This is a genomic window from Arthrobacter sp. BK1, assembly GCF_056680055.1.
Map to the genome: position 1 here is coordinate 2,348,891 of NZ_CM155263.1, position 24,513 is coordinate 2,373,403.

The 24,513-nt window shown below is 65.6% G+C and carries 23 protein-coding genes; 9 read left to right on the top strand and 14 right to left on the bottom strand.

The genetic code is table 11. From position 1 onward, the window contains the following. Window positions 1-33: 33 nt before the first annotated feature. The 6 genes from AC1MCA_RS10620 to AC1MCA_RS10645 all read left to right on the top strand — a co-directional run bounded on the left by AC1MCA_RS10620 (window position 34) and on the right by AC1MCA_RS10645 (window position 6,219). Window positions 34-1,386, top strand: coding sequence for an aminomethyl transferase family protein (locus AC1MCA_RS10620; protein WP_479796771.1), 1,353 nt, complete (start codon window positions 34-36; stop codon window positions 1,384-1,386). Window positions 1,387-1,508: 122 nt separating this feature from the next. Beyond that, window positions 1,509-2,291, top strand: a complete 783-nt coding sequence (locus AC1MCA_RS10625; protein ID WP_479796773.1) for an ABC transporter ATP-binding protein — start codon at window positions 1,509-1,511, stop codon at window positions 2,289-2,291. Further along, entirely contained in the window at window positions 2,278-2,988 is a 711-nt protein-coding gene (locus AC1MCA_RS10630; RefSeq protein WP_108599578.1) for an ABC transporter ATP-binding protein, read from the top strand. The genes AC1MCA_RS10625 and AC1MCA_RS10630 overlap by 14 nt, the downstream gene beginning before the upstream one ends. Beyond that, window positions 2,985-3,875, top strand: coding sequence for a branched-chain amino acid ABC transporter permease (locus AC1MCA_RS10635; protein WP_479796775.1), 891 nt, complete (start codon window positions 2,985-2,987; stop codon window positions 3,873-3,875). Before AC1MCA_RS10630 ends, AC1MCA_RS10635 begins: the two co-directional genes overlap by 4 nt. Then, complete coding sequence (locus AC1MCA_RS10640) at window positions 3,875-4,966, top strand: branched-chain amino acid ABC transporter permease (RefSeq protein WP_479796776.1); 1,092 nt, start codon at window positions 3,875-3,877, stop codon at window positions 4,964-4,966. The genes AC1MCA_RS10635 and AC1MCA_RS10640 overlap by 1 nt, the downstream gene beginning before the upstream one ends. After that, on the top strand, window positions 4,963-6,219 hold the full coding sequence (locus tag AC1MCA_RS10645) for an ABC transporter substrate-binding protein (RefSeq protein ID WP_479796779.1): 1,257 nt from the start codon (window positions 4,963-4,965) through the stop codon (window positions 6,217-6,219). Before AC1MCA_RS10640 ends, AC1MCA_RS10645 begins: the two co-directional genes overlap by 4 nt. Window positions 6,220-6,260: 41 nt before the next feature. On the opposite strand, the gene AC1MCA_RS10650 is transcribed toward AC1MCA_RS10645, so the two are convergent. From AC1MCA_RS10650 to AC1MCA_RS10690, 9 genes are all read right to left on the bottom strand, one after another. Next, window positions 6,261-6,881 (bottom strand): PadR family transcriptional regulator, encoded by a 621-nt coding sequence (locus AC1MCA_RS10650; RefSeq protein ID WP_479796781.1) that lies wholly within the window; start codon window positions 6,879-6,881, stop codon window positions 6,261-6,263. Window positions 6,882-6,953: 72 nt separating this feature from the next. After that, complete coding sequence (ligM, locus tag AC1MCA_RS10655) at window positions 6,954-8,366, bottom strand: vanillate/3-O-methylgallate O-demethylase (RefSeq protein WP_479796783.1); 1,413 nt, start codon at window positions 8,364-8,366, stop codon at window positions 6,954-6,956. Between the two features lie 59 nt (window positions 8,367-8,425). After that, entirely contained in the window at window positions 8,426-9,298 is an 873-nt protein-coding gene (gene purU, locus AC1MCA_RS10660) for a formyltetrahydrofolate deformylase (protein ID WP_479796786.1), read from the bottom strand. 10 nt (window positions 9,299-9,308) lie between these two features. Continuing rightward, complete coding sequence (locus AC1MCA_RS10665; protein ID WP_479796790.1) at window positions 9,309-10,202, bottom strand: methylenetetrahydrofolate reductase; 894 nt, start codon at window positions 10,200-10,202, stop codon at window positions 9,309-9,311. Window positions 10,203-10,298: 96 nt separating this feature from the next. Then, window positions 10,299-11,792, bottom strand: a complete 1,494-nt coding sequence (locus tag AC1MCA_RS10670; protein ID WP_479796793.1) for an aldehyde dehydrogenase family protein — start codon at window positions 11,790-11,792, stop codon at window positions 10,299-10,301. A gap of 65 nt (window positions 11,793-11,857) precedes the next feature. Then, window positions 11,858-12,808 carry a VOC family protein gene (locus AC1MCA_RS10675; protein WP_479796798.1) on the bottom strand — a complete coding sequence of 317 codons (951 nt, stop codon included), beginning with the start codon at window positions 12,806-12,808 and terminating at the stop codon, window positions 11,858-11,860. 22 nt (window positions 12,809-12,830) lie between these two features. Next, entirely contained in the window at window positions 12,831-13,910 is a 1,080-nt protein-coding gene (locus AC1MCA_RS10680; RefSeq protein ID WP_479796800.1) for a 4-oxalomesaconate tautomerase, read from the bottom strand. Continuing rightward, window positions 13,897-14,637, bottom strand: coding sequence for a 4-carboxy-4-hydroxy-2-oxoadipate aldolase/oxaloacetate decarboxylase (locus AC1MCA_RS10685; protein WP_479796802.1), 741 nt, complete (start codon window positions 14,635-14,637; stop codon window positions 13,897-13,899). Before AC1MCA_RS10685 ends, AC1MCA_RS10680 begins: the two co-directional genes overlap by 14 nt. Then, complete coding sequence (locus tag AC1MCA_RS10690; RefSeq protein ID WP_479796804.1) at window positions 14,634-15,365, bottom strand: PIG-L deacetylase family protein; 732 nt, start codon at window positions 15,363-15,365, stop codon at window positions 14,634-14,636. Before AC1MCA_RS10690 ends, AC1MCA_RS10685 begins: the two co-directional genes overlap by 4 nt. A 231-nt stretch (window positions 15,366-15,596) precedes the next feature. On the opposite strand from AC1MCA_RS10690, the gene AC1MCA_RS10695 reads away from it, so the two are divergent. Both AC1MCA_RS10695 and ligM (AC1MCA_RS10700) read left to right on the top strand, forming a co-directional pair. Next, window positions 15,597-16,949, top strand: coding sequence for an aminomethyl transferase family protein (locus AC1MCA_RS10695; RefSeq protein ID WP_479796806.1), 1,353 nt, complete (start codon window positions 15,597-15,599; stop codon window positions 16,947-16,949). A gap of 45 nt (window positions 16,950-16,994) precedes the next feature. After that, on the top strand, window positions 16,995-18,407 hold the full coding sequence (ligM, locus tag AC1MCA_RS10700; RefSeq protein ID WP_479796808.1) for a vanillate/3-O-methylgallate O-demethylase: 1,413 nt from the start codon (window positions 16,995-16,997) through the stop codon (window positions 18,405-18,407). Between the two features lie 3 nt (window positions 18,408-18,410). On the opposite strand, the gene AC1MCA_RS10705 is transcribed toward ligM (AC1MCA_RS10700), so the two are convergent. Next, complete coding sequence (locus AC1MCA_RS10705) at window positions 18,411-19,112, bottom strand: GntR family transcriptional regulator (protein ID WP_479796812.1); 702 nt, start codon at window positions 19,110-19,112, stop codon at window positions 18,411-18,413. 97 nt (window positions 19,113-19,209) lie between these two features. Here AC1MCA_RS10705 and AC1MCA_RS10710 point away from each other — a divergent pair, with 97 nt between their 5' ends. Further along, complete coding sequence (locus AC1MCA_RS10710; protein ID WP_479796815.1) at window positions 19,210-19,983, top strand: NAD(P)-dependent oxidoreductase; 774 nt, start codon at window positions 19,210-19,212, stop codon at window positions 19,981-19,983. 143 nt (window positions 19,984-20,126) lie between these two features. Here the strand turns inward: AC1MCA_RS10710 and AC1MCA_RS10715 are convergent, their stop codons facing one another. From AC1MCA_RS10715 to AC1MCA_RS10730, 4 genes are all read right to left on the bottom strand, one after another. Then, on the bottom strand, window positions 20,127-20,363 hold the full coding sequence (locus AC1MCA_RS10715) for a hypothetical protein (RefSeq protein WP_108600514.1): 237 nt from the start codon (window positions 20,361-20,363) through the stop codon (window positions 20,127-20,129). A gap of 134 nt (window positions 20,364-20,497) precedes the next feature. Continuing rightward, window positions 20,498-21,724: a pyridoxal phosphate-dependent aminotransferase gene (locus AC1MCA_RS10720; protein WP_108600513.1), complete on the bottom strand. Its 1,227-nt coding sequence runs from the start codon at window positions 21,722-21,724 to the stop codon at window positions 20,498-20,500. A 69-nt stretch (window positions 21,725-21,793) separates the two neighbouring features. Further along, entirely contained in the window at window positions 21,794-23,485 is a 1,692-nt protein-coding gene (locus AC1MCA_RS10725; RefSeq protein ID WP_479796820.1) for an alpha-amylase family protein, read from the bottom strand. Next, complete coding sequence (locus AC1MCA_RS10730; protein ID WP_479796822.1) at window positions 23,482-24,510, bottom strand: TIGR03885 family FMN-dependent LLM class oxidoreductase; 1,029 nt, start codon at window positions 24,508-24,510, stop codon at window positions 23,482-23,484. Before AC1MCA_RS10730 ends, AC1MCA_RS10725 begins: the two co-directional genes overlap by 4 nt. Window positions 24,511-24,513 lie beyond the last annotated feature (3 nt).

Genomic DNA, 24,513 nt, shown 5'->3' on the forward strand with positions numbered 1-24,513 from the left:
TGGCCGTCCTGGATTCCACAGGAGGGAATTGTCATGACCAACCAGAGCCTGCAGTCAGCAATCGATCAGCAGGGCAGCGCCGTTGAGGTGCTGCGCAATGCCAAGTCCCGGCCCTTCACTTTTCCCGTCACTCCGGAGTTCACCAACTGGCGGACTGAACAGGCATCGTGGCGGGACGCTTGCGCGTTGCTGGACCAGTCGCACCACATGGCGGACCTGTTCGTCAGTGGTCCCGACGCGACGGAGTTCTTCACCTGGATCGGCACCAACTCAGCTGCCGCCTATCACGTGGGCCGCGCGAAGCAGCTGGTCGCGGTCAACCACGACGGCTACCTCATCGGCGACGGTATTCTCTTCCACCTCGCCGAGGACTCCTTCGATCTTGTGGCCCTTCCGATGCTGGCCGATTGGGTGGAATACAACATCGTCGACGGCGGCTGGGACCTCACGCTGGAACGCGATGACCATTCGCTGATCCGCAAGGGCGATCCGAAACTCTTCCGTTACGAACTGCAAGGGCCGAACGCACCCGCCATCATCGAGAAGGTCACCGGGCAGCCGGCGCCGGAGCTGAAGTTCTTCCACATGGGTGAAGTCAGCATCGACGGGCGCAACGTGGGCGTTCTGCGGCACGGCATGGCCGGGCAGCCGGGCTTCGAGCTGTGGGGTCCGTGGGCAGATGCCGCGGCAGTGCACGCGAAACTGCTCGCGGACGGCGAGGAATTTGGCATCACGCAGGTCGGGGCGAAGGGCTATTCCTCGGCGAACCTCGGCTCCGGCTGGGTGCCGTCGCCGCCGCCGGCAATCTTCGAGCCCGAACTCAAGGCCTACCGTGAATGGCTCGACCTCTCGAAGGCGGGCTCATTCGGGGGCAGCTTCTACTCGGCGGAGGTCGCCGACTACTACGTCACTCCGTACGACATCGGGCTCGGCCGCTCGGTCTCCTTCGACCACGAGTTCCTCGGCAAAGAAGCCCTGCAGCGGCATGCCGAAAACCAGCGGCGCACGAAGGTCACGCTGGTGTGGAACAACGAGGACGTGACCAAAGCGCTTGGATCCATCCTCGGCGGTGGCAATCCCGCCAAGTACATCGAGCTCCCCAAGTCGCGCTATGCGCTGTTCCAGACGGACCGGATCCTGAAGGACGGCAACACGGTCGGGATCTCGTTCGACGTCGGCTACCTGGCCAATGAGCAGGTCTTCCTCTCCCTGGCCACCATCGACGTCGAGCATGCCCAAACGGGAACCGAAGTGACCGTCCTTTGGGGTGAGGAACCCAATTCCGGGAAGGCGCAGGTGGAACACCATCGGCAGGTGGAAATGCGCGCCACTGTCGCCCCGGCCCCCTTCACCGAGTACGCGCGGGCCGGCTACCGCACGTCATGAAAAAGGGCGTGAAAACTCGTTTCAAAATCGTTGACAATTTCGTTTTCGATCCGTAGCGTCTGTTTCGTGCGGACGTGACGGACGCGTCTATCCCGAGCAATGATGCGACAGGGAGGTAGAGGGTGGCCGCAGGCCTGAGCCTGAAGGACGTGAACCTGCACTTCGGCGGCGTCAAGGTGCTGCAGGAAGTGAGCTTCAACGTGGAGCCGGGCGTCATCTTCGGCCTGGTGGGTCCCAACGGTGCGGGAAAGACCTCCCTTTTCAACTGCATCAGCGGCCATTACAAGCCGAATTCGGGTTCCATCACCATCGACGGCACTGAGGTGCTGGGCAGCGCTCCGTCGCACCTTTCGCGCCTGGGCCTGGCGAGGACCTTCCAGCATCCTGCCCTGCAGCTGCACTCCACTGTCCTGGAAAACGTGCTCCTCGGGGGCCACACCAGGCTCCCCGGCGGGCCCATCCCGTGGGCGTTGCGGCTGCCGCACACCGTCCGGGCCGAGCGGGGGATGCGCTCGGAGGCGCTCGAACTCCTGGACCGCGCAGGCCTGGGCTGGGCGGCGGACCGGCCCGCCGATGAACTCTCACACGGGCTGCACAAGGGTGTTGAGCTGTGGCGCGCGCTGCTCTCCAAACCCTCACTGCTGCTGCTCGACGAACCTGCCGCCGGGCTGTCGCACGGTGAGGTGGAGCACCTGATCAGTACCGTCAAGCGGGTCCGTGCCGAGCAGGACATCACCATAGTCATCGTCGAGCACCACATGGGGCTAATCTCGGCCCTCACCGACCAGGTGGTGGTGCTGGACCACGGCCGCAAGCTGATGGAGGGCACTGCCGCCCAGGCGCAATCAGATCCCCGGGTGATCGAGGCCTACATCGGAAAGGACGCCGCGGATGACGCTGCTTGAACTGGCCGGCGTGACCGCGTCCTACGGGCCTGTGCAGGTGCTCGACGGGGTGTCGCTCAGCGTGCCCGAGGGCGGTTCGGTGGGCATCCTCGGCGCCAACGGGGCGGGCAAGACCACCACCCTGCGCGCCATCAGCGGCACCGTCCGTACCAGCGGACGGATCACGTTCGAGGGCCGCGAAATCCGCGGTTTCCGCCCCGACCAGGTTGCCGCGCTGGGGATCGCCCACGTACCGGAAGGCCGTGGAACCCTGGGCCAGCTCACCGTGCGTGAAAACCTGCTGGTGGGCGCCTACCTCCGCAAAGGCCGGCAGGGGATCTCCGCCGACGTCGACTATTGCCTCGACCTCTTTCCGCAGCTCCAGGACCGGATCGGCTCGCGGGCGGCGGCACTCTCCGGGGGTGAGCAGCAGATGCTCGCTGTCGCCAGGGCGTTCATGGCGAAACCCAAGCTGTTGCTGCTCGACGAAGCGTCCCTGGGGCTGGCGCCGAGCACGGCCAAAACCGTCTATGAGGCCATCCGGCGGCTGCGGCTCGAGTCCGGCATCGCCATGGTGGTGGTGGAGCAGAACGCCAACCTCGCCTTCTCGCTGGTGGACACCGCCACCGTCCTGGAGACAGGACGCAACGTGCTGACCGGCACCTCGGCCGAACTCAAGGGCATGGACGAGATCCGCCGCGCCTACCTGGGGGGTTGAGCACCCTGGGGACCTTTATCCAGCTTGTGGTGGACGGCCTGGCAACCGGCTCCGTCTACGCCGCCCTGGCCCTCGCCATCGTGCTGGTGAACCAGGCGACCGGCCTGATCAACTTTGCCCAGGGCGGGATGGCCGTCCTGTCCGCGTACATTGCCTACGCCTTCGTGCAGTGGGGCCTGCCGCTCATTGCCGCAATTCTTCTCTCGGTGGTGCTCTCCTTCTTCATCGGCGCACTGGTGGAACGGTTCCTGGTCCGCCGATTCGAACGCGGCGACCCGGACACGGCCGTGGTGGTGACCATCGGCCTGCTGACACTGGTCACCGGCATCGCCGCCGTCGTCTGGAGCTACAACAACCTTCCGTTCCCTTCCCTCTTCCCCTTGACCAGCTTGGAAATCCTCGGCGCTGTGGTGAGCGTCCGGTCCCTTGCCACCACCCTGACCATCATCGTGATCATGGTGGTCCTGCAGGTGCTCTTCCTCCGGACCAAGCTGGGGCTCGCGCTCCGGGCAGTCGCCGACAACCCCGGCTCCGCCGCGTTTTCGGGCCTCCCGGTAGGGCGGCTGCTGATGATCGGCTGGGGGCTCGCCGCGACCCTCGGTGCCATTGCCGGCGTGATGGTGGCCCCGCAACTGACCCTGACCCCCGGCATGCTCGACACCGCACTCGTCTATGCGCTCGCCGCCGTTATCCTCGGCGGCCTGAGCAGCCCGATCGGCTGCGTGCTTGCCGCGTCAGCGATCGGCGTCCTGGAGAACCTCGTCGCCGTCTACGTGCCCCTCATCGGCCATGACCTGAAGATCGCTGTGCCGTTTGCCCTGATCTTCGTCATCCTCATCCTCCGTCCCCAGGGCCTGTTCGGCCGAAAGGTCGTGGTGAGGGTCTGATGAGCAACGCACCGTCCGTTCTCCGCAGCAGGCCGGCGCGGATTGCCCTTGTTGTGGTGCTCGCTCTTGTACTGCTCGCGGCCCCGCTCTTCCTTCCGCCGTTCGCCAACCAGACACTGGTCCGGATCGGGGTCTACGCCGTGGCCGTCCTGGGGCTCAACATCGTGATGGGCTACACGGGACAGGTCAACCTGGGCCAGATCTTCTTCGTTGGGCTCGGCGCCTACGTCACCGCCTACGGCGTCAACCATGACTGGAACATTGTGGTGGTGTTCATTGCCGCCTGCGCCGTCGCGGGCATCGTCGGGCTGCTCGTGGCGCTCGCAGCGGCCCGGCTCGGCGGCCTCGCGATCGCCATGGTGACCATCGCGCTGCCTATTGTGGGGGTCCCGCTGGCCAAGCGGCTCGACGAATTCACCGGCGGGTCCCAGGGCATCTCGGCCCGTTTCTCGGACGCCCCCGAGTGGAGCAACCTCTATAGCGACCAGTGGCAGTACTACATCGTGTTGCTGGTGACGGTGGTCGCCTTCCTCCTGGCGCGGAACCTGGTCCGCGGCAAGTACGGGCGGGCGTTCGGAGTGGTCAAGGAAAACGAAGCCGTGGCTGCCTCCATGGGTGTCTCGCCCTACCGCACCAAAGTCCTGGCGTTCACCATCGCCTCGATCTACGGCGGGGCAAGCGGCTTTCTTTACATGGCTGCCGTGCAGTACACCTCGCCCGAGACCCTCAGCTTCGGCCACTCCATCAGCCTTCTGGCGGCCATGGTGATCGGTGGCGCGGGGAGCATCATCGGCTCGCTGATCGGTGGCGCGTACTACGTCTTTGTTCCGCAGCTCACGAACGCCATCGATCCCAGCTTCACCACAGCCAGCCAGGGTGCCATCCTTCTCGTGGTCCTTTTCCTGCTGCCGCAGGGACTGGTCAGTCTTCCCCGGGTGGTCCGACGGCTCATGCGCGGGCGCACCAACCGTCCCACCACCGCCCGAACCACCACCGGGAGTCATCCTCCGCAGACCACTCCGGCGCCCCCTCCAGCCACGGAGCCCGCGCCGGAGGGACTCGAAAAAACAGAGAGGCAAGATCGATCATGAAGAGTAGAAAAAAATCAGGCGGGGTCCTTGGCATCGTCGCGATGGCATCGATCGCTGCGCTCTCCCTCACAGGATGCACCCGCACGGCGCCCGGGGAGGGCGGCGGGACCACGGCGGCGCCGGGCATCACGGACTCGGCGATCACCCTGGGTGTCACCACTCCGCTGAGCGGTGCGACGGCTGGACCCGGTACCTGCACCGTCGCAGGCGTCCAGGCCTACTTCGGTTCCGTGAACGCAGCGGGCGGCGTGAAGTTCGGCGACGGCAAGACCAGGACCGTCAATATCAAGGCCTACGACGACGCCTACGATCCCCAGAAGTCGCTGTCGAACTTCCAGCAGATGGTCTCGGACAACGTCTTTGCGGTGACGTCAGGACTTGGCACACCGACCAACCGTGCCTTCCGCGATGCTGCCATCAGCGCCAAGGTCCCCCAGGTACTGGTGATGACCGGCGACCCGCTGTTCAGCGACCGGGAGGAGAGCCCCTGGCAGATCGGCTTCGTCCCGATCTACCAGAACGAGGGATCGGCCTTCGGCGAGCTGCTCGCGAAGTCGGGCCAGCAGCACAAGGTCGCGGTCCTGTATCAGAACGATGACTACGGCAAGGGGTATGTGGAGGGCTTCAAGGAAGCCGTCCAGGGAGCCTCAAATGTCTCCATCGTCGGGGAACAGACGTACGAGGCCACCGACACATCGGTGGACGCGCAGCTGACCCAGCTGGCGGCGTCGGGCGCTGACGTCTTCTTCAACGCGATGTCCATCACCCCGCTGGTGATTGCATCGCTGCAGAAGGCCCAGCAGATCGGCTGGAAGCCCAGCTGGTTCCTGCCGTCCAACACCTCAAGCCCCACCGCCATCCTCCAGCCGGGAGGTGCCGCGGCCTATCCGGGCATTTACACTGTCTCCTTCGCCAAGGCGCCGCAGAGCCCGGAGTTCGCCCAGAATGAGGACGTGGTGAAGTTCCTGGCGGACCTCAAGCAATACGGCAACTACCCGGACATGCCGGCGTTCCCGCACTGCATGTGGAGCTACATGGTGGGCGCCACGCTTGAGGAGGCGTTCGAGAACATGACCGAGCCGACGCGTGAGAATTTCATGACGGCCCTGCGGGATATCAAGGGCCTGCAGGCGCCTCTGATGCTCGAAGGCACGGCCGTGGACACCACAGTTGACGGTCAGCCGGCCGTTTCCTCGGTCCTGGTCCAGAAGTACAACGGCAGGGGATACGCCACCGCGGAGAACTTCGGCTAGGCGCTGCAGGGTGAACGGCTAAAACGGCCGGGGGCATCGCGCTACACGCGGGCGCTGCCCCGGTTCGGCTGGACGCGGCCTGTACCGCCGAGTTCGTCGATGAGCTTGAGGCCGCGCTGCGCCCAGGCGATTTCCCCGCGGGCACGCTCCACCAGGCCTTCGTAGGTGAACCGTTTGAAGGCGATAGTGCGCTCGCGGTCCTCCGGTTCCGTCACGGCAAGCCGGCGTACCAGCATGGGGTTGGCAACTTCCTCTATCCTCAGGAGTTCCCGCTCCCATTGCGCGAGCTCGCTTTCCCACTGCACGATGTGCGCTCGGAAGAACTCGCGGGCCGCCTCAGGGGTGGTTGCTTCGAGGTAGGCCGCCCGAAGGTGGGCGGGATCGCGGACCCGCGCATACTCCAAAGGGGTGTGCATCCAGGCCTGGAACGCCTGGTCCCCCGCCTCCGTCACGTGGTAGACCTTCCGGGTGGCGCGCTGGCCGCGGGGCTGTTCTTCACCTTCGATAAGGTGTTCGGCCTCCATCTTGCGCAGCTCCGGGTAGATCTGCGAGTCCGGCGCGTGCCACACGTGTCCAACAGAGGCCGAGAACTGCTTCTGCAGTTCGTAGCCTGAGAGCGGCCCCACACGAAGCAGCGCAAGCAGCGCGTATCGCAGGCTCATGGAGGACTCCTTAGGTGGCCGGACGCCGGTATCAGGGGGCTCACGCAGCCCCCTGATGGGCCGGCTTCCAGCCTAGGCCGACTTGTAGTTTGTCCGCCACCCGCCCTGGTACGTTGCGCGGGCAACGGAGGAGTACGGCACCGGGCTGACGACGGCGCGCACTTCAGTTTGTTCGTGCGGCTCGACGGCGGCCTTGGAGGTTCCGCCGTCGGGCTCGCCCCACACGACCTTCAGCTCAGTGCCTTCGGGGACGTTGGGGTCGATCGTCGCGAGGGAGAGTGCCCGCCGTTCGTTGGCACTGTAGCCGGTGAACATGGAGTACCCGACGACGGTGCCGTCAGCGTCGACGACGGAGTCGTAGTTCGCGGAGCCGTAGTTCGCGAGGGGCAGGTCGAAGAACTTGTAGCTCGGGCCTTCAACGTTGAACAGCGAGGCGAAAATCGAGGTAACGTCCCCGCCGTCCCAGGCCAGGGTGACCTTCTTGCGCTGCGAAGCGGGATCCACTTTTTCAAGGGCGTCGCGGCCGATGAAGTCGTGATCGAACTTCACGAACGAGCCGTAGCCGAGCTCCCAGGGGGTCAGGTAGTAGTCCTCGATGTTCGCGGACACGAACGAACCGGCCAGGGTTCCAGTGGCCTCGTAGCCGTCGGCAGGAAGCCATTCGCGGTACCCGCGCTCGGCCTCACCGGAGTAGATGGCCGGCAGCGGCGACGGGATCCAGCCCGACTCCAGGGTATTGGAAGGATAGGCGCGGGAACCAACGGGAACCAGCCCGAACTCGGCCCCTGCCTCGACGATCGCGTCACGGATACGGCCGTGGTCAGCGTAGGGGCCCCAGACCTCCAGGCCCGGTGCGCCTGCCATGCCGTGGCGAAGGGTGCGGACGGTGGTGCCGGCGATGGTCATCGTGGACATGTTGAAGAACTTGAGCTGCTCGAGCGGGCCGTTGTTGAGCTTCTCGATGACCTGCCAGGCGTTCGGGCCCTGGATCTGGAAACGGTAGTAGTGGCGGTTGACCTTCCCGCCGTAGGGCCTGGACGGGGAACGGCGGTCCACCGTGATGTCCAGATTCCTGTAGCCGCCGGTTTCGCCGTGGTACAGCAGCCAGTTCGCTGCCGGGGCGCGGCCGACATAGGTGTACTCGTCCTCGCCCTCGCGGAACAGGATGCCGTCGCCGATCACGTGGCCGGACGCTGTGGTGGGCACATACTGCTTGGCCTTGTTCACGGGGAACACGGCCGTGGAATTGATGGCCGTGGACGAGATGAGCTTGATGGCGTCCGAACCCCGCATGAACAGGTTGTCCATGTGGTGGGACTGGTCGTACAGCACCGCGGTTTGGCGCCACGCTGTCTGCTCCTTGATCCAGTTCTGGAAGTCGGCCGGAACCACCGGGTAGATGTAGGAACCGATCTGCGAGTTGCGGAGCAGGTCAACCGCGCCGCGGGACGAATCGAGTACTTCCTGCAGATTCCTGGGTGCCACGATGAACCTCTTGTCTGTCGATGTGCTCTGTTGTGGTTGCTTGATCCAAGTGGGACGGATCAGAAAACGATGGTCTGGTTGCCGTGCCGGATGACGCGGTCCTCGGCGTGCCACTGCACGGCGCGCGAGAGGACGGCCCGCTCCACGTACGCGCCACGGGCCTGCAGGTCGGTGGCGGTGTGGGCATGCGTCACCCGGGCCACATCCTGTTCGATGATCGGGCCCTCGTCGAGGTCCTTGGTCACGTAGTGCGACGTTGCGCCGATCAGTTTCACGCCGCGCGCCTTCGCCTTCCGGTAAGGGGCCGCGCCGATGAACGCGGGCAGGAAGGAGTGGTGGATGTTGATGAGCGGAACCCCGGCCCGGTCGAGGAACTCCGGGGACAGGATCTGCATGTAGCGGGCGAGCACCACAAAATCCACATTGCCCGCCAGCAGCTTCAGGATCTCGGCCTCCGCATGTGACTTGTCCGCATCCAGTGAGGGCACATGGAAGAACGGGACGCCGAAGGAACGGACGTCCTCGGCAGTATTGGTGTGGTTCGAGATCACCATGGGGATGGTCACCGGCAGCTCACCGCGGCGGTGCCGCCAGAGCAGTTCAAGCAGGCAGTGATCGGACGTGGAGACCAGGATGGCCATGCGCTTGGGAACGGACTGGTCCGTCAGGGTCCAGTCCAGCCCCAGCGGGGAGAGGGTCTGCCCAAGGTCGTCCTCGAGCGCGGGCATCGCTACTGCCAGATCGGGCCGGCTGAACACCACCCGCTGGAAGAAGTCACCCCCGGTGGGATCGGACGAGTACTGGTCGAGCGAGACGATGTTCCCTTTGTTGCGGGTGACCAGGGCCGCCACCGCGGCGACGATCCCCGGCTGGTCCGGACCGTGGACAATCAGGCATGCCTGGTCCCGCTTGGCCTCGGTGTGCACAGCCATCGCTGCCGCCTCACTCCTGCCCGGAGTTGAACCGGCGGACCCACGTGGCGGTCTCCGCCAGGCCGCCGAAAGTGTAGAAATGCAGTCCGACCGGCCCGGCCAGGCCGGGGCCGCCGCCCGCGGAGTGTTCGGCGAGCACTGCGGCCAGGTCGTTGACGAAGTTGTCCGGGCCGGCAACCCCCATCAGGTTGGTGAGGGAGAAGCCATACTTCCTCACGATCATGGCATTGGCGCCGATGCCGAAGCGGCGCGCAAAGCCCAGGAGCCGCTTGACTCCTGCCGGGCCCGGCGTACCGACGCGGATGGGAGCGTTGATGCCGCGGGCCCGGACGGCGTCGATCCAGCCGGCAACGGGATCAGTGTCAAACGCGAACTGGGTCACGATCAGGGGGTCGAGGCCCTGCTCCTGGAGCACCGCTGACTTCTCCTCCAGCGCACGCCACAGGGTTTCGCTGGGGATGCTTGGGTGGCCTTCGGGGTAGCCGGACATCCCCACTTCGCGGACCCCGAACTGCTGCAGCACTCCGCTGTTGATGACGGCCAGCGAGTCGCTGTACGGCCCTTCGGGCTGGGCAGGATCGCCCCCGATGACGAACAGGTGCCCGGCGGCGTCGACCTCCTGCAGGCGTCCGAGGAACTCCTCAAGTTGCTGCCGGGACTTCAGGCGGCGGGCCGAGAGGTGCGGGACGGGCACGAAGCCGAGTTCGCGCACTGCCTTGGCCGCGGCCACCCGCATTTCCAGGTCCTCGTTGCCAAGGAAGGTCACGTTGATGCGGGTGCCCAGCGGGATCAGGGGTCTGGCCTCGATGAGCGCCGGGATGTCTTTCCCGGTCATTTCAAGCGAGAAATCCTTCATGAGGTTCAGGGATGCTGCACGGTTGGTCGCGTGCGAAATTTTAGTCACGATCGCAGGTCCTTTCGGCGAGGCGCCCCGTTGCGCCCACACACCACTTTACCTATGTGGATAGGGAATGTACATAGGTAAAGTGGCGGACCGGCCTCAGCCCGCGGCGAGGGCGTCAGGATCCAGATGGGCGATCGAGCGGGTGTCCTGGAACGCGCGGACTCCTTCGATCCCTTGTTCCCTGCCCATGCCGGACTGCTTCATGCCGCCGAACGGAGCACGCAGGTCCAGGCGCGTGGCCCCGTGGTCATTGACCCAGACGTAACCGCAGACGAGCTTGCCGCCCACCCGGTTGGCCGCCCCTGGATCGGCCGTCCACACAGACCCGCAGAGCCCGGACCAGGTGTCGTTCGCCATCTTCACAGCTTCTTCCTCCGTGTCGAAAGGAATTAGCGGGATCACGGGGCCGAACTGTTCCTGCGTCACAACCCGCAGCGAGGGGTCCGGGTTGATCACCAGCGCGGGGCGCAGGAAGTTGCCGCCCTGCAGGTCCGGGTCTGCCGGAAGGGTTCCGAACTCCCGGACGTCCGCTCCGGCGGCCTTCGCCTCCTCGATGATTTCGCTGACGAAGGCCTTCTGGGCAGGGGAATGCAGTGGACCCATCGTGGTGCCCTCGGCGAGCCCGTAGCCGATCACCGCCCTGTCCAGCCGCTCCGAAAGTCCCGCCACCACCTCGTCCAGGCGCGAACGGTGGACGTAGATCCGCTTGGCGTTCATGCAGATCTGCCCGGTGGTGTCGAAGATCGCGGCGTACAGCCGGTCCAGGTGGACGTCGTCGAGGACCGCGTCCTCCAGCATGACGGCGGCATCGTTCCCGCCAAGCTCCAGGGTCACCCGGGTCAGTGATTTCGAGGCCATTTCCATGATGCGCTTACCGCCGGCGACGCTGCCGGTGAAGCACACCTTCGCCACGTCTGGGCTGGTGATCAGGGCTGACACATCAGCGTCCTTGCCCGTCACTACGTTCAGCACGCCCGGCGGCAGCTTCTCGGCGATCCGCTGGACCACCCGGGTTGTGGCGAGGGGAGTGGTGGGCGGTGGCTTCACAATGGCGGTGTTGCCGGCGAGAAGGGCGTGCGGCAGCGACGCCGCGAGGATGGCTATGGGCCAGTTGAACGGCACGATGATGGTCACCACGCCGAGCGGCTGGAACGCCACAGTGGTGGATACGGGCGTGCCTGGCGCCGGCGGGAGCACCCTGGTGGCGTCCACTTCATCCGCCATTGCCAGGGCAAGGTTCCACCGGATCTCGAAGACGAGGGAGTCCACCCACGCCTCCATCCGGATCTTTCCGTTTTCCTGCGAGAGGATGGCGGCGTCCTCGTCCCGGAAGTCGGCGATCCCCTCAAGTGCCACCCGCATCTGTTCGGCGCGTTCCCGGGCGCTCAGCGCAGACCAGGCGGGATATGCCTCCTTCGCCGCGGCAATGGCATCGTCCACGTCCCCGGGACCTGCCGCCGCTGCATGCCCGACGACGACGCCCGGCTTTCCCGGATCAACCACGTCCAGCGTGGCGGACGCCCGGCGTTCCGCGCCACCGATGTACAGCCCCGTTGTCACCGGGGCCGCTGTGTTCACTGTGTTGGTCATGGCTCAAGCACCTCTCTGTGCAGTACTGCCGGATAACTTAATTCTGGTCCCTGGTTCATTTCCGGTCACTGGACGTTCGGCGTTCCATGGGTATGGAACGTCTCGATGGTCTTCATGCCCCAGGCCTGGCCCTTCCTGCGTTCCTCCTGGGTCCACTCCACCACAGGGGAATCGGGGTCCAGCAGCAGGCGGGCGCCGGCGTTCGCCAGTTCAATCCGGTTTCCGCCCGGCTCCCAGACGTAGAGGAAGAAGGTCTGGTTGATGGCGTGCTTATGCGGGCCGGACTCGATGTGGATGCCGTTCTCGAGGAAGATGTCGGCGGCCTTGAGGATGTCCTCCCGGGTGTCCGGGGCGAAGGCGACGTGATGGAGCCGGTTGCCGTGCTTGGTCCAGTCATCCGAGTAGACGATGTCGTAGGACTTGTTGTTGAAGTGGAACCACCACGCGGCGTATCCGCCGTCGTCGAGCTTGATCCTCTCACTCTCGCGCCCCTGCAGGGCGGTGGCAATGAATTCGCCGTTGGCCACCACGTCCTTGGCGAGGAAGTTGATGTGGTCCAGCCGGCGGGCGTTCACGCCACGGCCGGGAAAGGCGGAGGCCTGGTTCTTGAGCGCCGGCTTGTCATCGGTGGCCACGTACCGCTCTGTCTCGTAGTAAATGGCCAGATCGTGTCCGTCGGGGTCGCGGAAGGCATAGGCAGGGCCGGTGCCCACTTCGCCGTCAACCCAGCCGACGCCGAGTCCCGTCGCCTCAATGGCGGCGACGCGGCGCTCAAGCGCTTCCTGGCTGGTGGTGCGGAAGGTGGTCCGCCCGACGCCGGCGTCCGCCGCTGAGGTGAGCTTCACCGAGTAAAGCTGGTACTCGTCCCACGTGCGCAGGTAAACGGAATCACCGGACTCCGCAACGACCCGCATCGCCAGGAGATCACGGAAGAACCACAGGCTCTTCTCGAAGGTGGGCGTCAGCAGCTCCACGTTCCCCAGGTGGGCGACGTCGAACGAGGTGTACCCGGTCATGGACTTGTCCTCTCTCTGGCGGTCACAGGCGGGGGCGCGGGAAAACGCGGCCGTCGAAGATCTTTCGTGCCGTGCGAAGGGCTGCGGAGCGGGTGACTGTGAAGCCGTCCGCGGCCGCTTCCACCCCGACCTCAACATCGAAGTGGCCGGTGGGATGCTCGATGCGGAAAGGGGTTCCGGCGGCGGGCAACCCGGCGAGGTCGTGGCCCACCGACCCCTCGGCGAGAACTCCCGCGCCGACCGTGAGTGCCCCGAGCACGCCGATCGACGTGTGGACCCGGACCGGCAGGAAACTGCGGGTGGCGATGGCACCGCCCGCCCGGGGCGGGGCCAGCAGCACCAGCTTCGGCACGGTGGCACCGGAGACGTCCCCCATGCCCATTAGCTCGGCGGCCGCGCGGCGCAGCCCGGCGAGACGGCGGGCCAGTTCCTCGTTCGCTTCAAGGTCTTCCGGCGACTCGCTGCCGCTGACGCCAACGTCCGCGGCGCGCAGGAGCACGCTCGGCATGCCGTTGTCCACGCACGTCACGTCCACCCCGGCTACGTGGTCCAATACCTTCCCGGACGGGAAGAGCGCCCCCGTTGACGAACCGGCAGTGTCCTCGAAGTTGAGCCTGATGGCACCGGCGGTTCCGGGTACGCCGTCGATCTCCAGGCCGCCGTCGTAATCCACCACCCCGCCGGGGGTGGCGAACGTGGCGGTGGCGATGCTGTCCGTGTTGACCATGCGGATGCGCACCCGGGTCAGCCCGTCCCCGGCAGCGACGAGGCCGCGCTCCACCGCAAACGGCCCCACCCCGGCCAGGATGTTGCCGCAGTTCTGGCGGCTTGTGACGAACGCCGTGTCGACGCCCAGCTGCAGGAAGAGGTAGTCCACGTCGGCGCCCCCGTCCGGGGACGGCGAGATGACGGCCACCTTGCTGGTGAGGGGATGCGCGCCGCCCAGCCCGTCGATCTGCCGGGGGTCAGGTGTGCCCATGATCCGCAGCAACAGGTCATCCCGCTGGTCCGTGTTGTCCGGGAGGTCGGAGGCGAGAAAAAACGCTCCCTTGGACGTGCCGCCGCGAAGGTACATGCAGGGGATGCCCTCAACCGCGGCCACGGTCCGCCTCGAGCCCGCCGGCGCCGTAGTGGCCGGCCTCAAACTCGGCTGCGCTGAGGTAACGCACACCCAGCTGGTCCAGCACGCCGCGGAGGTTATTGCGGTCCAGGCTCAACTCACCGGCGAGGTAGGCCGCGCGGGACTCCGCCTCTTTCCTGACCCTGGAATCGGCGGCCTTGAGTGCCGCCGGCACGTCCCCGCGCGGCACGCACAGCACGCCGTCGTCGTCGGCCACGATCACGTCCCCCGCCCGGACGATGGTGCCGCCCACGGTGATCGGCACATTCACCGAGCCGGCCGTCGCCTTGACCGTGCCCTGGGCGTTGACGGCGGCGGACCAGACGGGAAAGCCCATCGCCCGCAGGTCAGCGACGTCGCGGACCCCGCCGGTGGTGATGAGGCCGCGGACCCCGCGGTGCTGCAGCGCAGTGGCGAACAGTTCACCGAATGAACCGTCCAGCGAAGGGGAAGCAGTGGTCACCACCAGCACGTCTCCGTCGCGGCACTGCTCCACGGCGGCATGGATCATGAGGTTGTCTCCCGGCCAGCACAGCACGGTCACTGCCGACCCCGCGATCCGGACGCCGTCCTGGATGGGGCGGAGCGTTGCGCCCACGAGTCCGGTGCGCCCCATCGCCTCGTGCACGGTCGCGACGCCGTGGGCCGCGAGCTCCCCGATGTTTGAGGCATCAGCCCGTTCCACATCTGTGACCACCACGGTGTTCATTCGAGGACCTCGGTGACCTGGGGGTAGAACCGCATGTACGCCTCGCCTTTAGTGTCCACCGGAAGGCCGAGGTTCGGGCCCGCATTCCGCTTGACCTGCACCCCGCGCCGCACTGCCAGCGAGGTGTAGTAATCCCACATGTGCTGCTGCGCCGGCAGGCACTCCATGGCCTTCTGCTTCGCTGGGAAGGCGGCCGTAATGTCGAGCAGGACGTCGGGTTTGAAGTCGCACTGTTCGGGCTGGTGCGGCTCGAAAAAGAACACCGGCGGCGCACCGAGCACCTCGCCCGGTGCGTCGTAGCCGATCGCCTGGGCCAGGATCCTTGCCTCGATCGCCAGCCGGGCAGCCGCCGGATGGTCGCCGTTGTACGGGTCCGAGAGCGGGTGCGTCAGCACCACTGTGGGCTGCACCCGCCGGTAGATCCGGACGAGCTGATCGAGCAGTTCGCGGCTCGGCAGCAGCGGATAGTCGCCGGCGTCGAGGAATTCGATCTCGGCTCCAAGTGCTCCCGCGGCGGCCTGGGCCTCACTGCGCCGCAAGGCCTTGATTTCCTCCAGCGACTTCCCGGCGAGCCATTGGCTGGCGGACTCGCCGCGCTCGCCGTAGGAGAGGCAGACGACGACGGCGCGGTCGCCGCGGGCGGTGGCGGCGGCAATGGCGCCGCCGGCACGCCAGACGAAGTCGCCCGCGTGCGCGCTCACCACGAGCACTGTCCCTTGAGTAGCCATGATCAGGTCCTCCCCGGATCGCTCAGCAATCCTCGACGCGCCCGCATCCGTGAACAGCCCGGCACCAGCGGACAGTGCCAGACAACCACGCTCTGGCACGCCGGTCAAGGCTTCGGATACAATTTTGTTACCAATCTTGGCACGCATGTTTTAGACTCACGTTCAAGGAGCCTGCCGCCCATTCGCCCGGCGGGGTCGGACAAAGGAGTTCACCGTGACGGAGACATTGCAATGACCGAAACCCTGCAGGCCGCGATCGATCGGCTGGGCTCTCCAATGGAGCTGCTGCGGAACTCGCCGGCCCACCCCACCGTCTTCCCGGTAGCGCCCGAATTCAGCAACTGGCGTTCCGAACAGCACTCCTGGCGCGCCAGTTGCGCACTGCTTGACCAGTCCCACCACATGACGGATCTGTTCGTGAGGGGCCCTGGCGCGGAGCGGCTGCTCAGCGGGCTCGCCGTGAACTCCTTCGCCAGGTTCCCGGTTGACCGCGCCAAGCAGTTCATCGCGGTCAATAATCAGGGGCAACTGATCGGCGACGCCATCCTGGCCCACCTCGAGGAGGACTCCTACAACCTGGTGGGGCACCAGATGGTGATCGACTGGGTGCAGTTCCATGCCGAGACCGGCGGCCACGACGTCGAGGTGGAGCGGGACGGAAACTCGATCGTCCGCCAGGGGAACCCGCGGCTGTTCAGGTACGAGCTGCAGGGACCCGCCGCCCCCGCAATCGTGGAGAAGCTGATCGGCGGCGCCGTTCCGCACATCGGCTTTTTCCACATGGGCCGCTTCCCGATCGCCGGGCTCGAAGTCCGCAGCATCCGGCACGGGATGGCCGGCCAGCCCGGCTACGAACTGTTCGGGCCATGGGCCGACGGCGGCCGGGTCCGGGACGCGTTGCTGGAGGCAGGCGCGGAGTTCGGCCTGACCCAGGTGGGGGCGAAGGGCTACTCCACAGCGAACCTCGAATCGGGCTGGGTTCCGTCCCCGGTGCCGGCGATCTTCTCCGACGACGCGCTCCGGGCCTACCGTGAATGGCTTCCCGCCCCGGCGGCCGGCTCCCTCGGCGGCAGCTACGATTCGGCGGACATCGAGGACTACTACCTCACGCCCTACGACCTGGACTACGGACGTTCCGTCGCTTTCGATCATGACTTCATCGGCAGCGACGCCCTCAAGGGCCTGCCCCAGGGCTCGCACCGCCGGAAAGTGACGCTGGTGTGGAACCCTGACGATGTCCAGGAAGCGATCGGCTCGCTCCTGCGGCCAGGCCTCCCGGCCAAGTACATCGAGCTGCCCAAAGCACGGTATGCCCTGTACCAGGTGGATCAAGTGCTCCAGGACGGGGCCGGCATCGGACAGTCCTTCGACTGCGGCTATATCGCCAATGAGCAGTCCTTCGTCTCGCTCGCCAGCCTGGACCCGGGCACCGCTGAGATCGGTGCTGAAGTGAGCGTGCTCTGGGGCGAAGAACCCAATTCGACCAAGCTCCAGGTGGAACCGCACCGCCAGGTGGCCGTGCGCGCCACGGTGGCCCCGGCGCCGTTCGTTCAGTTCGCGCGAGAGAGCTACCGCGCCGCCTAAGGGTGCGCGGCCAAAAACCCGACCAGTACCGAAGGAGAAAACCTGATGGCAAGCAAGTCCCTGCAGGATGTGCTCGACGAGGCAGGCAACACCGTCGAACTGTTGCGAAACTCCCAACTCGGCACGTACATCTACCCCGTGGTCCCGGCGGAGTTCACCAACTGGCGGCGTGAGCAGCGCGCCTGGCGGGAAACCGCGGTGCTCTATGACCAGTCCCACCACATGGTGAACTTCTTCATGAAGGGCCCCGGCGCGCTCAAGCTCCTTTCGGATACCGGCATCAACAGCTTCGCCAACTTCCCCGTGAACACCGCAAAGCAGTTCGTGCCGACGGCGTCCAACGGCGGTGTGATCGGTGACGGCATCCTTTTCCACCTCGCCGGGAACGAGTTCGTCTACGTCGGGCGGGCGCCGGCCGCGAACTGGCTGCAGTTCCACGCCGAGACGGGAGGATACGACGTCGAATGCACCTACGACGACCGGTCGCCGTCGCGCCCGTATGGCCAGGCCGTCGAGCGGGAGTTCTTCCGCTTCCAGATCCAGGGTCCGAATGCGTGGCAGATTATTGAGAAACTCAATAACGGGAAGCTTGAACAGGTGAAGTTTTTCCACATGGGGCACCTGAATATTGGCGGGGAACAGGTACGCACCCTGCGCCACGGGATGGCCGGAGCACCCGGACTGGAGATCTGGGGACCGTATGAGCAGCACGGGAAAATCCGCGACGCGGTGCTCACCGCGGGCGCCGAATTCGGGCTCGAACCCTGCGGTTCCCGTGCGTACTCCTCGAACACCCTCGAATCGGGCTGGATCCCCTCGCCCCTGCCGGCGATCTACAGCAGCGACGCCGAGCGCGCCTACCGTCAATGGCTGCCTGCCACGAGTTATGAGGCGATCAATGCGCTCGCCGGCTCCTATGTATCCGGCAACATCGAGGACTACTACCTGACGCCGTGGGAGCTCGGCTACGGCTCGTTCGTGAAGTTCGATCACGACTTCATCGGCCGTGATGCCCTCGAAAAGGTGGACCCCGCTTCACAGCGCAAGAAGGTCACCCTGGCCTGGAACGACGAGGACCTGGCAAAGATCTGGGCGTCATTCCTGGACCGCGACAAGCCGGGCTACCAGTTCTTCGACATCCCCAATGCGAACTACGGCTCATCGAACTACGACTCCGTGGTGGACGCTGACGGTACGGGGGTGGGTCTTTCGCTCTTCACCGGTGTCACCGCCAACGAACGGCGCGGGCTCTCCCTGGCTACGGTGGATCCCGACGTCGAAATCGGCACCGAAGTCCGCGTTATCTGGGGCGAACCGGACGGCGGATCGCGCAAGACCACGGTGGAGCCACACGAGCAGCTCAGTGTCCGTGCAGTGGTGAGCCCTGCCCCTTACGCCGTTACCGCACGGACCGAATACCACGGTGGCTGGCGCACGGCCGGACCCGCGGCCAGTTAAGTGTCAGGGTGCTGCGGGCTGTCCGGGTTCAGCGGATGAAATATCGCGAAGTGCATCAATGACGCTCAACAGGTGGGTGCGTACGGCCTGCTCCGCAGCGTCCGGATCGTGGGCCACGACGGCGTCGATGATCGCGACGTGCTCCCAGACCGAGACCTTGGCCCGCTGCGGCCGCGAGGACAGTTTGAACTGGTGCCGGACGCTCTGCGCATGCAACCGGGCCAGCACATCGGAGGCGGTGGCATGATTGCTCAGTTCGCGGACCCTGACGTCGAGGTAGCGGTTCAGCCGCGCATACTCGACGAGGTCCCCCTCGGCGACCGAGTCGATCATCGCTGCGCGAAGGCGGCCGAAGGCTTCGGCATCTTCGTCTGTGAGGGTGGCGGCTGTCTTGGCGGCGCACAGGCCCTCGACTCCAATCCGCACCTCAAGGATCTCGATGGCCTCATCCACGGATATTGCCCTCACCCTGGATCCGCGGTTCGGCAGGCGTTCGACCAGGCCTTCGCCGGCAAGCTCAAGAAGGGCAGTGCGGACGGTTGCCCGGCTCGCGGAGAAGGCCGCGCTGAGGTCCGCCTCGACGAGCCGCTGGTTCGGGACGTATTCACCCCGGATGATGGCGTCGCGGATAAGGTCGGTCACTCTTTGATCGACGCCGCCTTCGGCGTCGGCCGCCGGTGAAGCGTTCTCAAGTGTTGACGGCATTCGTACTCAAACTCCCAAAATCGCCGGAACCCTGGCGCCCCGGATGCTGGCCACCATTTTGTCTACAATCTTAGGAGCAACGGAGGGAAGTGTTCCCATGCGCGTCGCCGTTTTGGGCCTGGGGGAAGCCGGAAGCATCTATGCAGCCGATCTTGCCCGGCTGGGACTGAGCGTAACGGCAGCGGATCCGCTCGTTTCCGCTGTGCCGTCAGGGGTCCGTTCCGCGGGCGACGCCGGCGCTGCAGTCCGCGGGGCTGCGCTGGTGCTGAGCCTGGTGGGCGGCCGCGCGGCGGACTCCGCCCTGGCGGAGGCGTTGCCGGCGATGGAACGGACGGCAATTTTCGCCGACATGAACACCGCCGGTCCGACGGACAAGCGGCGGCTCGCGAAATGTGCCGACGAACAGGGCATTGCCTTTGTTGATGTTGCCATCCTCGCGCCGGTGGCCCGGTCCGGGGTGGGGACACCCCTGGCGCTGAGTGGTTCGGCGGCAGGGGAGCTGCAGGCCATCCTGACGGGGCTGGGGATTCCCGCCGCGGTGGTGGGTGACGAAGCGGGAGCGGCGGCGGGGCTGAAGCTGCTTCGCAGCGTTTTTATGAAAGGCCTCGCTGCAACAGTTCTTGAGTCTGTCACTGCTGCCCGGGCAGTGGGTGCGGAGGACTGGATCGTCGACCAGATCGCGTCCGAGCTGGGCCCTGCCGGGCATTCAGTGGTGTCGCGGATCCTTGGGGGCACGCCGGTGCATGCCAAGCGGCGTGAGGCTGAGATGGACGACGCGCGTTCGTTCCTCGAGACGCTCGGCGTACCCCATCCGATGACAGACGGCACGATTCAGTGGCTGCATTCACTGTCTCGGCCCGATCCAGGGTGAAAGCGGATCCCGGGTGAAACCGGAAACAGGCAGGACCGGGTCGGCTGGCTGCTGGCCGGCGGGCAGTCCTTACTGACTACACCCGCCACTGGCCAGCAGCCGCTGACTGCCATTGCCTGTGTCCGGACCGTGCTGTGGAAGCTTCAGGCGATCCGCCAGATCCGGCATTCCTCCGTGTTGATGGCCTTGCGCATTCCCGTGTGGTGGTCCATGATCCACACCACTCCGATGCCGGGTGCGGTTTCCTGGACGCTGCCGCGCCGGATGACGACGTCGTCGTAACTGGGGCCCACTGACAGGCGGGCTTCGATCTCGTCGCCGCGGTGGAGCTGGTCCAGGGCGCGGACTCGTGTCACATGGGTTCTGGCTTCCTTCAACATGGGGGCCTCCTGGCTGGAGCTGGGTGCCTGCGCTTGCGGACAACTCCAGTGTGGCGGGGCAATGTTGCGGCCGCATTTCCTCAGCGTTAGGGGCCGGTTAGTTCTCAGGCCGAAGTATTGCCGGGCCGTTGCCCTCAGGCCGCCAAGCGGGCGCGGTAGCCCGCCAGGAACGTCGAGATCCTGCGGACCGCTTCCTCGATTTCCAGCGCGGTGGGAAGGATGACGAAACGGAAGTGGTCCGGCGCGGGCCAGTTGAACGCGGAGCCGTGCGAGACGAGGATCTTTTGGTCCTGAAGAAGATCAAGGACAAACTCCTCATCACTCCGGATCGGGTAAAGCTCAGGATCCAGGCGGGGAAAGAGGTACATGGCACCTGCGGCGGGGACGCACGTGACACCGGGGATGGCCGTCAGGAGGTTGAAGGCGAGATCCCGCTGCTCCCGCAGCCTGCCGCCGGGCCGGACCAGCGCATCGATGCTTTGGTAACCGCCGAGGCAGGTCTGGATTGCATGCTGGGCGGGGACGTTCGCGCACAGCCGCAGCGAAGCAAGCAGCTCCAGGCCTTCCCGGTAGTTCGCCGTGGCCGCCAGGGGGCCGGTGATGGCCACCCAGCCCGCCCGGTACCCGGGCATGCGGTAGGCCTTCGACAGTCCGCTGAAGGTCAGGCAGCACACGTCTTCCGCCACCGACGCCGTATGGATGTGCTGCGCCTTCCCATACAGGACCTTCTCGTAGATTTCGTCGGAGAACAGGACAAGGTTGTGCTTGCGGGCAAGGGCCGCGAACTGCTCCAGGATACGCCGCGGGTACACAGCCCCTGTGGGGTTGTTCGGATTGATGATCACGATGCCTTTGGTGCGCTCGGTGATCTTTGCCTCGACGTCGTCCATGTCCGGCCACCACTGCTCTGCCTCATCACACAGGTAGTGCACCGGTTTGCCGCCTGTGAGCGTCACGGCGGCCGTCCACAGCGGGTAGTCGGGGGCCGGGACGAGGATCTCATCGCCGTTTTCCATGAACGCCTGCAGGCACATGGAGATCAACTCGCTCACGCCGTTGCCGATGAAGATGTCCTCGACGCCGATCTGCATCAGTCCACGGGTCTGGTAGTACTGCGAGATGGCGGTGCGGGCCGAGAAGATGCCTTTGGAATCGCTGTAGCCCTGGGCGCCCCGCAGGTGATAGATCATGTCCACCACCACAGACTCGGGAGCTTCCAGTCCGAAGGGGGCGGTGTCCCCGAGATTCATTTTCAGGATCCGGTGCCCCTCGGCCTCCATCTTTTTGGCCGCCTGGAGAATCGGGCCGCGGAGTTCATACCGGACATTCTGGAGCTTGCTGGAGTGCTGCATCATGCGCATGACTGATCATTTCACAGGGTGCGGGGTAACTGCCGAACTGCCAGCCCGGAGTCAGCCACGCACGCGGGGTCAGATACGGCGGTCACCCGGCCGCTGGATCCTGAACCAGCGGTAGCCGTAACGGCCCAGCTCAACGGTGAAGCCGCCGTCGGCCTCCAACGGCACGTTGTCGCCGTCGAGCAGATCCAGCAGGATGGCGCCGTCAAACGTCTCCTGGGGATCTTCCGGCGAGGAGACCTTTGCTGTGACGGCTGCCGGCTGGGCGGCCAGATTGTGGGCCACCACCATTGTTGAACCGGCGCGCGTGCAGCTGTGCAGGAGCACCCCCGGATCTGACTGTTTGATGAGTTCGAAGTCCCCCCAGCTGAGCTCGGGGCTCTCCCGGTAGCGCCGGATGAGCGTGGCAATGAAATTCCATAGCGAATCGGGGTCCCTGACGGCCTGCGCCGCGTTGATGTTCTTCGGCCCGAAGTAGCCGTCAACCACCTGCGCTACCAGCTTGTCGGCGGGAGCGGTGGAGAATCCGCCGTTGTCGGTGTCATTCCACTGCATCGGCGATCGTACGGCGGAGCGGCCCTCGGCACGCAGGTCCTCACCCATGCCGATCTCCTCGCCATAGAAAAGGACAGGTGTTCCGGGGAGTGAGAACATCAGCGAATAGACCATGCGCAGCCGGGCGGGATCGCCGTCGAGCATCGGCGGGAGGCGACGCCGGAGGCCGCGTCCGTACATCTGCATGTCCGGGTCCGGGCCAAACGCTGCGAAAACTTCCTCACGCTCGTCGTCGGTGAGTTTGTCCAGCGTCAGTTCGTCGTGGTTGCGCACGAACATTGCCCACTGGTTATCCGGATGGATGGCGGGCCTGGCGGCGAGGGTTTTGGCCAACGGGCGGGCATCCTCCCTGGCCAGCGAGAGGTAGAGGTTCTGCATGCTCAGGAAGTCGAACTGCATGTTCAGCTCGTTGCCCTCGGGCCCGCCGAAGTACTTCACCTGCTCCTTGTACGGGAGGTTGACCTCGCCCAGCAGCACTGCGCTCCCGCTGCGCCGGTTCAGGAAGCTGCGCAGGGCTGCCAGGTAGTCGTGCGGATCGATCTTCGCCGCATCATCCTTGGACACCCCCTGCAATTCCAGGAAGAACGGCACGGCATCCAAGCGAAAACCGTCCAGTCCCATCTGCAGCCAGAAACCCATGGATTTGGCGATCTCGTCCCGGACCTTAGGGTTGGCGACGTTCAGGTCCGGCTGGTGCTTGGCGAACATGTGCAGGTACCACTCGCCGGTGGCCTTGTCCTGGGTCCAGATGGACGTTTCCTCACCGGGGAACACCACCTGTTCGGAGGTGTCCGGGGGAGTGTCTTTCCGCCACACGTAGTAATCGCGGTAGGGGTTGTCCACGGACTTCCGGGATTCCTTGAACCACGGGTGCTTGTCCGAGGTGTGGTTGATGACGTAGTCCGCGATCACCCGCATTCCCCGGTCCTTGGCGGTCCGGATGAACTCCACCACGTCGCCCAGTGTGCCGAGTCGTGGATCCACGCCGTACACGTCGGTGATGTCGTAGCCGTCATCCCTGTCCGGCGACGGGTAGAAGGGCATCAGCCAGATACAGGTAACGCCCAGTGCTGCGAGGTAGTCCACCCGCTGGGTGAGGCCGGCGAAGTCACCGGTCCCGTCACCGTCGTCGTCGAAAAAGGTCTCAGGGTCCAGGCAGTAGATGACGGCATTTTTCCACCAGAGGTCAGACGTTTGCGCGATTCTCATGGCGTGCTCTCCTTGACGGCTGACTCGGGCGCGGGGGATTCCTGCACGGGTGACCACAGCGGAGGTTTGGGGCGCAACTGCGGCAGGACATCCGCTGCAAAGGCGTCGATGAACGGGGCCTGGTCCTGCCCCACGAAGTGCAGGTAGAGCTCGTCGAAGCCCAGGTCGGCGTAGCCGGCGAGCCACTCCGCGTGCTGGTGCAGGCTGGCCGAGACGTTCACGGATTTGCGGACCTGATCCTCGCCGATGTGGGCGCTCACGCCGTCGAAATGCCCTGCTGTGGGGAGATCCCACGGGACGGGTGGCGCAAAGATGTTGGTGCGCCACTGGTCCATCGCAACCGCCACGGCGTCTGCTTCCCGCGGCGCCCAGGAAAGGTGGACCTGCAGCACCGCCTTGCCTCGGCCTCCGTGGTCCCGGTAGGCGGTCAGCATGTCCTTCAGCTTTTCTGCAGGCTGGTTCACCGTCACCAGTCCGTTCGCCCAGCCCGCTGCGCGGCGCGCGGTGTCCACGCTGATGGCCGGCGCGATCAGCTGCGGGGCAGGATCCGGCACATCCCAGATCCGGGCCTGCTCCACGGTCACCAGCCCCTGATGGGTCACTTCCTCGCCACTGTGCAGCCGCCGGATAATGTCCACACACTCTTCAAGCCGCTGCTGCCGGGTTTCCTTGGGCGGCCAGGCATCACCGGTGACGTGCTCGTTCATGTTCTCGCCGCTGCCCGGGGCCAGCCAGAACCGGCCCGGAAACATGCTGGCCAAGGTGGCCGAAGCGTGGGCAATGATGGCGGGGTGGTAACGCTGGCCGGGGGCCGTCACCACACCGAATTTCAGCGACGTGGTGGCCAGCGCGGCGCCCAGCCAGGACCAGGCGAACCCCGAGTGCCCCTGCCTGGCTGACCATGGCTCGATGTGGTCCGAGCACATGGCGGCGTCAAAGCCGGCTTGCTCCGCGTGCTGGACGTCCTTGAGCAGTTGTCCGGGACTGATCTGTTCATGGGAAGCGTGAAATCCGATAGTGGGCATCGT

Bases quoted from the DNA above. Each gene is read 5' to 3' on its own strand.
- AC1MCA_RS10620 (WP_479796771.1), top strand. From the start codon at position 34: ATGACCAACCAGAGCCTGCAGTCAGCAATCGATCAGCAGGGCAGCGCC.
- AC1MCA_RS10630 (WP_108599578.1), top strand. From the start codon at position 2,278: ATGACGCTGCTTGAACTGGCCGGCGTGACCGCGTCCTACGGGCCTGTG.
- AC1MCA_RS10640 (WP_479796776.1), top strand. From the start codon at position 3,875: ATGAGCAACGCACCGTCCGTTCTCCGCAGCAGGCCGGCGCGGATTGCC.
- AC1MCA_RS10645 (WP_479796779.1), top strand. From the start codon at position 4,963: ATGAAGAGTAGAAAAAAATCAGGCGGGGTCCTTGGCATCGTCGCGATG.
- AC1MCA_RS10650 (WP_479796781.1), bottom strand. From the start codon at position 6,881: ATGAGCCTGCGATACGCGCTGCTTGCGCTGCTTCGTGTGGGGCCGCTC.
- purU (WP_479796786.1), bottom strand. From the start codon at position 9,298: ATGGCTGTGCACACCGAGGCCAAGCGGGACCAGGCATGCCTGATTGTC.
- AC1MCA_RS10670 (WP_479796793.1), bottom strand. From the start codon at position 11,792: ATGACCAACACAGTGAACACAGCGGCCCCGGTGACAACGGGGCTGTAC.
- AC1MCA_RS10675 (WP_479796798.1), bottom strand. From the start codon at position 12,808: ATGACCGGGTACACCTCGTTCGACGTCGCCCACCTGGGGAACGTGGAG.
- AC1MCA_RS10685 (WP_479796802.1), bottom strand. From the start codon at position 14,637: ATGAACACCGTGGTGGTCACAGATGTGGAACGGGCTGATGCCTCAAAC.
- AC1MCA_RS10690 (WP_479796804.1), bottom strand. From the start codon at position 15,365: ATGGCTACTCAAGGGACAGTGCTCGTGGTGAGCGCGCACGCGGGCGAC.
- AC1MCA_RS10695 (WP_479796806.1), top strand. From the start codon at position 15,597: ATGACCGAAACCCTGCAGGCCGCGATCGATCGGCTGGGCTCTCCAATG.
- ligM (WP_479796808.1), top strand. From the start codon at position 16,995: ATGGCAAGCAAGTCCCTGCAGGATGTGCTCGACGAGGCAGGCAACACC.
- AC1MCA_RS10705 (WP_479796812.1), bottom strand. From the start codon at position 19,112: ATGCCGTCAACACTTGAGAACGCTTCACCGGCGGCCGACGCCGAAGGC.
- AC1MCA_RS10710 (WP_479796815.1), top strand. From the start codon at position 19,210: ATGCGCGTCGCCGTTTTGGGCCTGGGGGAAGCCGGAAGCATCTATGCA.
- AC1MCA_RS10715 (WP_108600514.1), bottom strand. From the start codon at position 20,363: ATGTTGAAGGAAGCCAGAACCCATGTGACACGAGTCCGCGCCCTGGAC.
- AC1MCA_RS10720 (WP_108600513.1), bottom strand. From the start codon at position 21,724: ATGCGCATGATGCAGCACTCCAGCAAGCTCCAGAATGTCCGGTATGAA.
- AC1MCA_RS10725 (WP_479796820.1), bottom strand. From the start codon at position 23,485: ATGAGAATCGCGCAAACGTCTGACCTCTGGTGGAAAAATGCCGTCATC.
- AC1MCA_RS10730 (WP_479796822.1), bottom strand. From the start codon at position 24,510: ATGCCCACTATCGGATTTCACGCTTCCCATGAACAGATCAGTCCCGGA.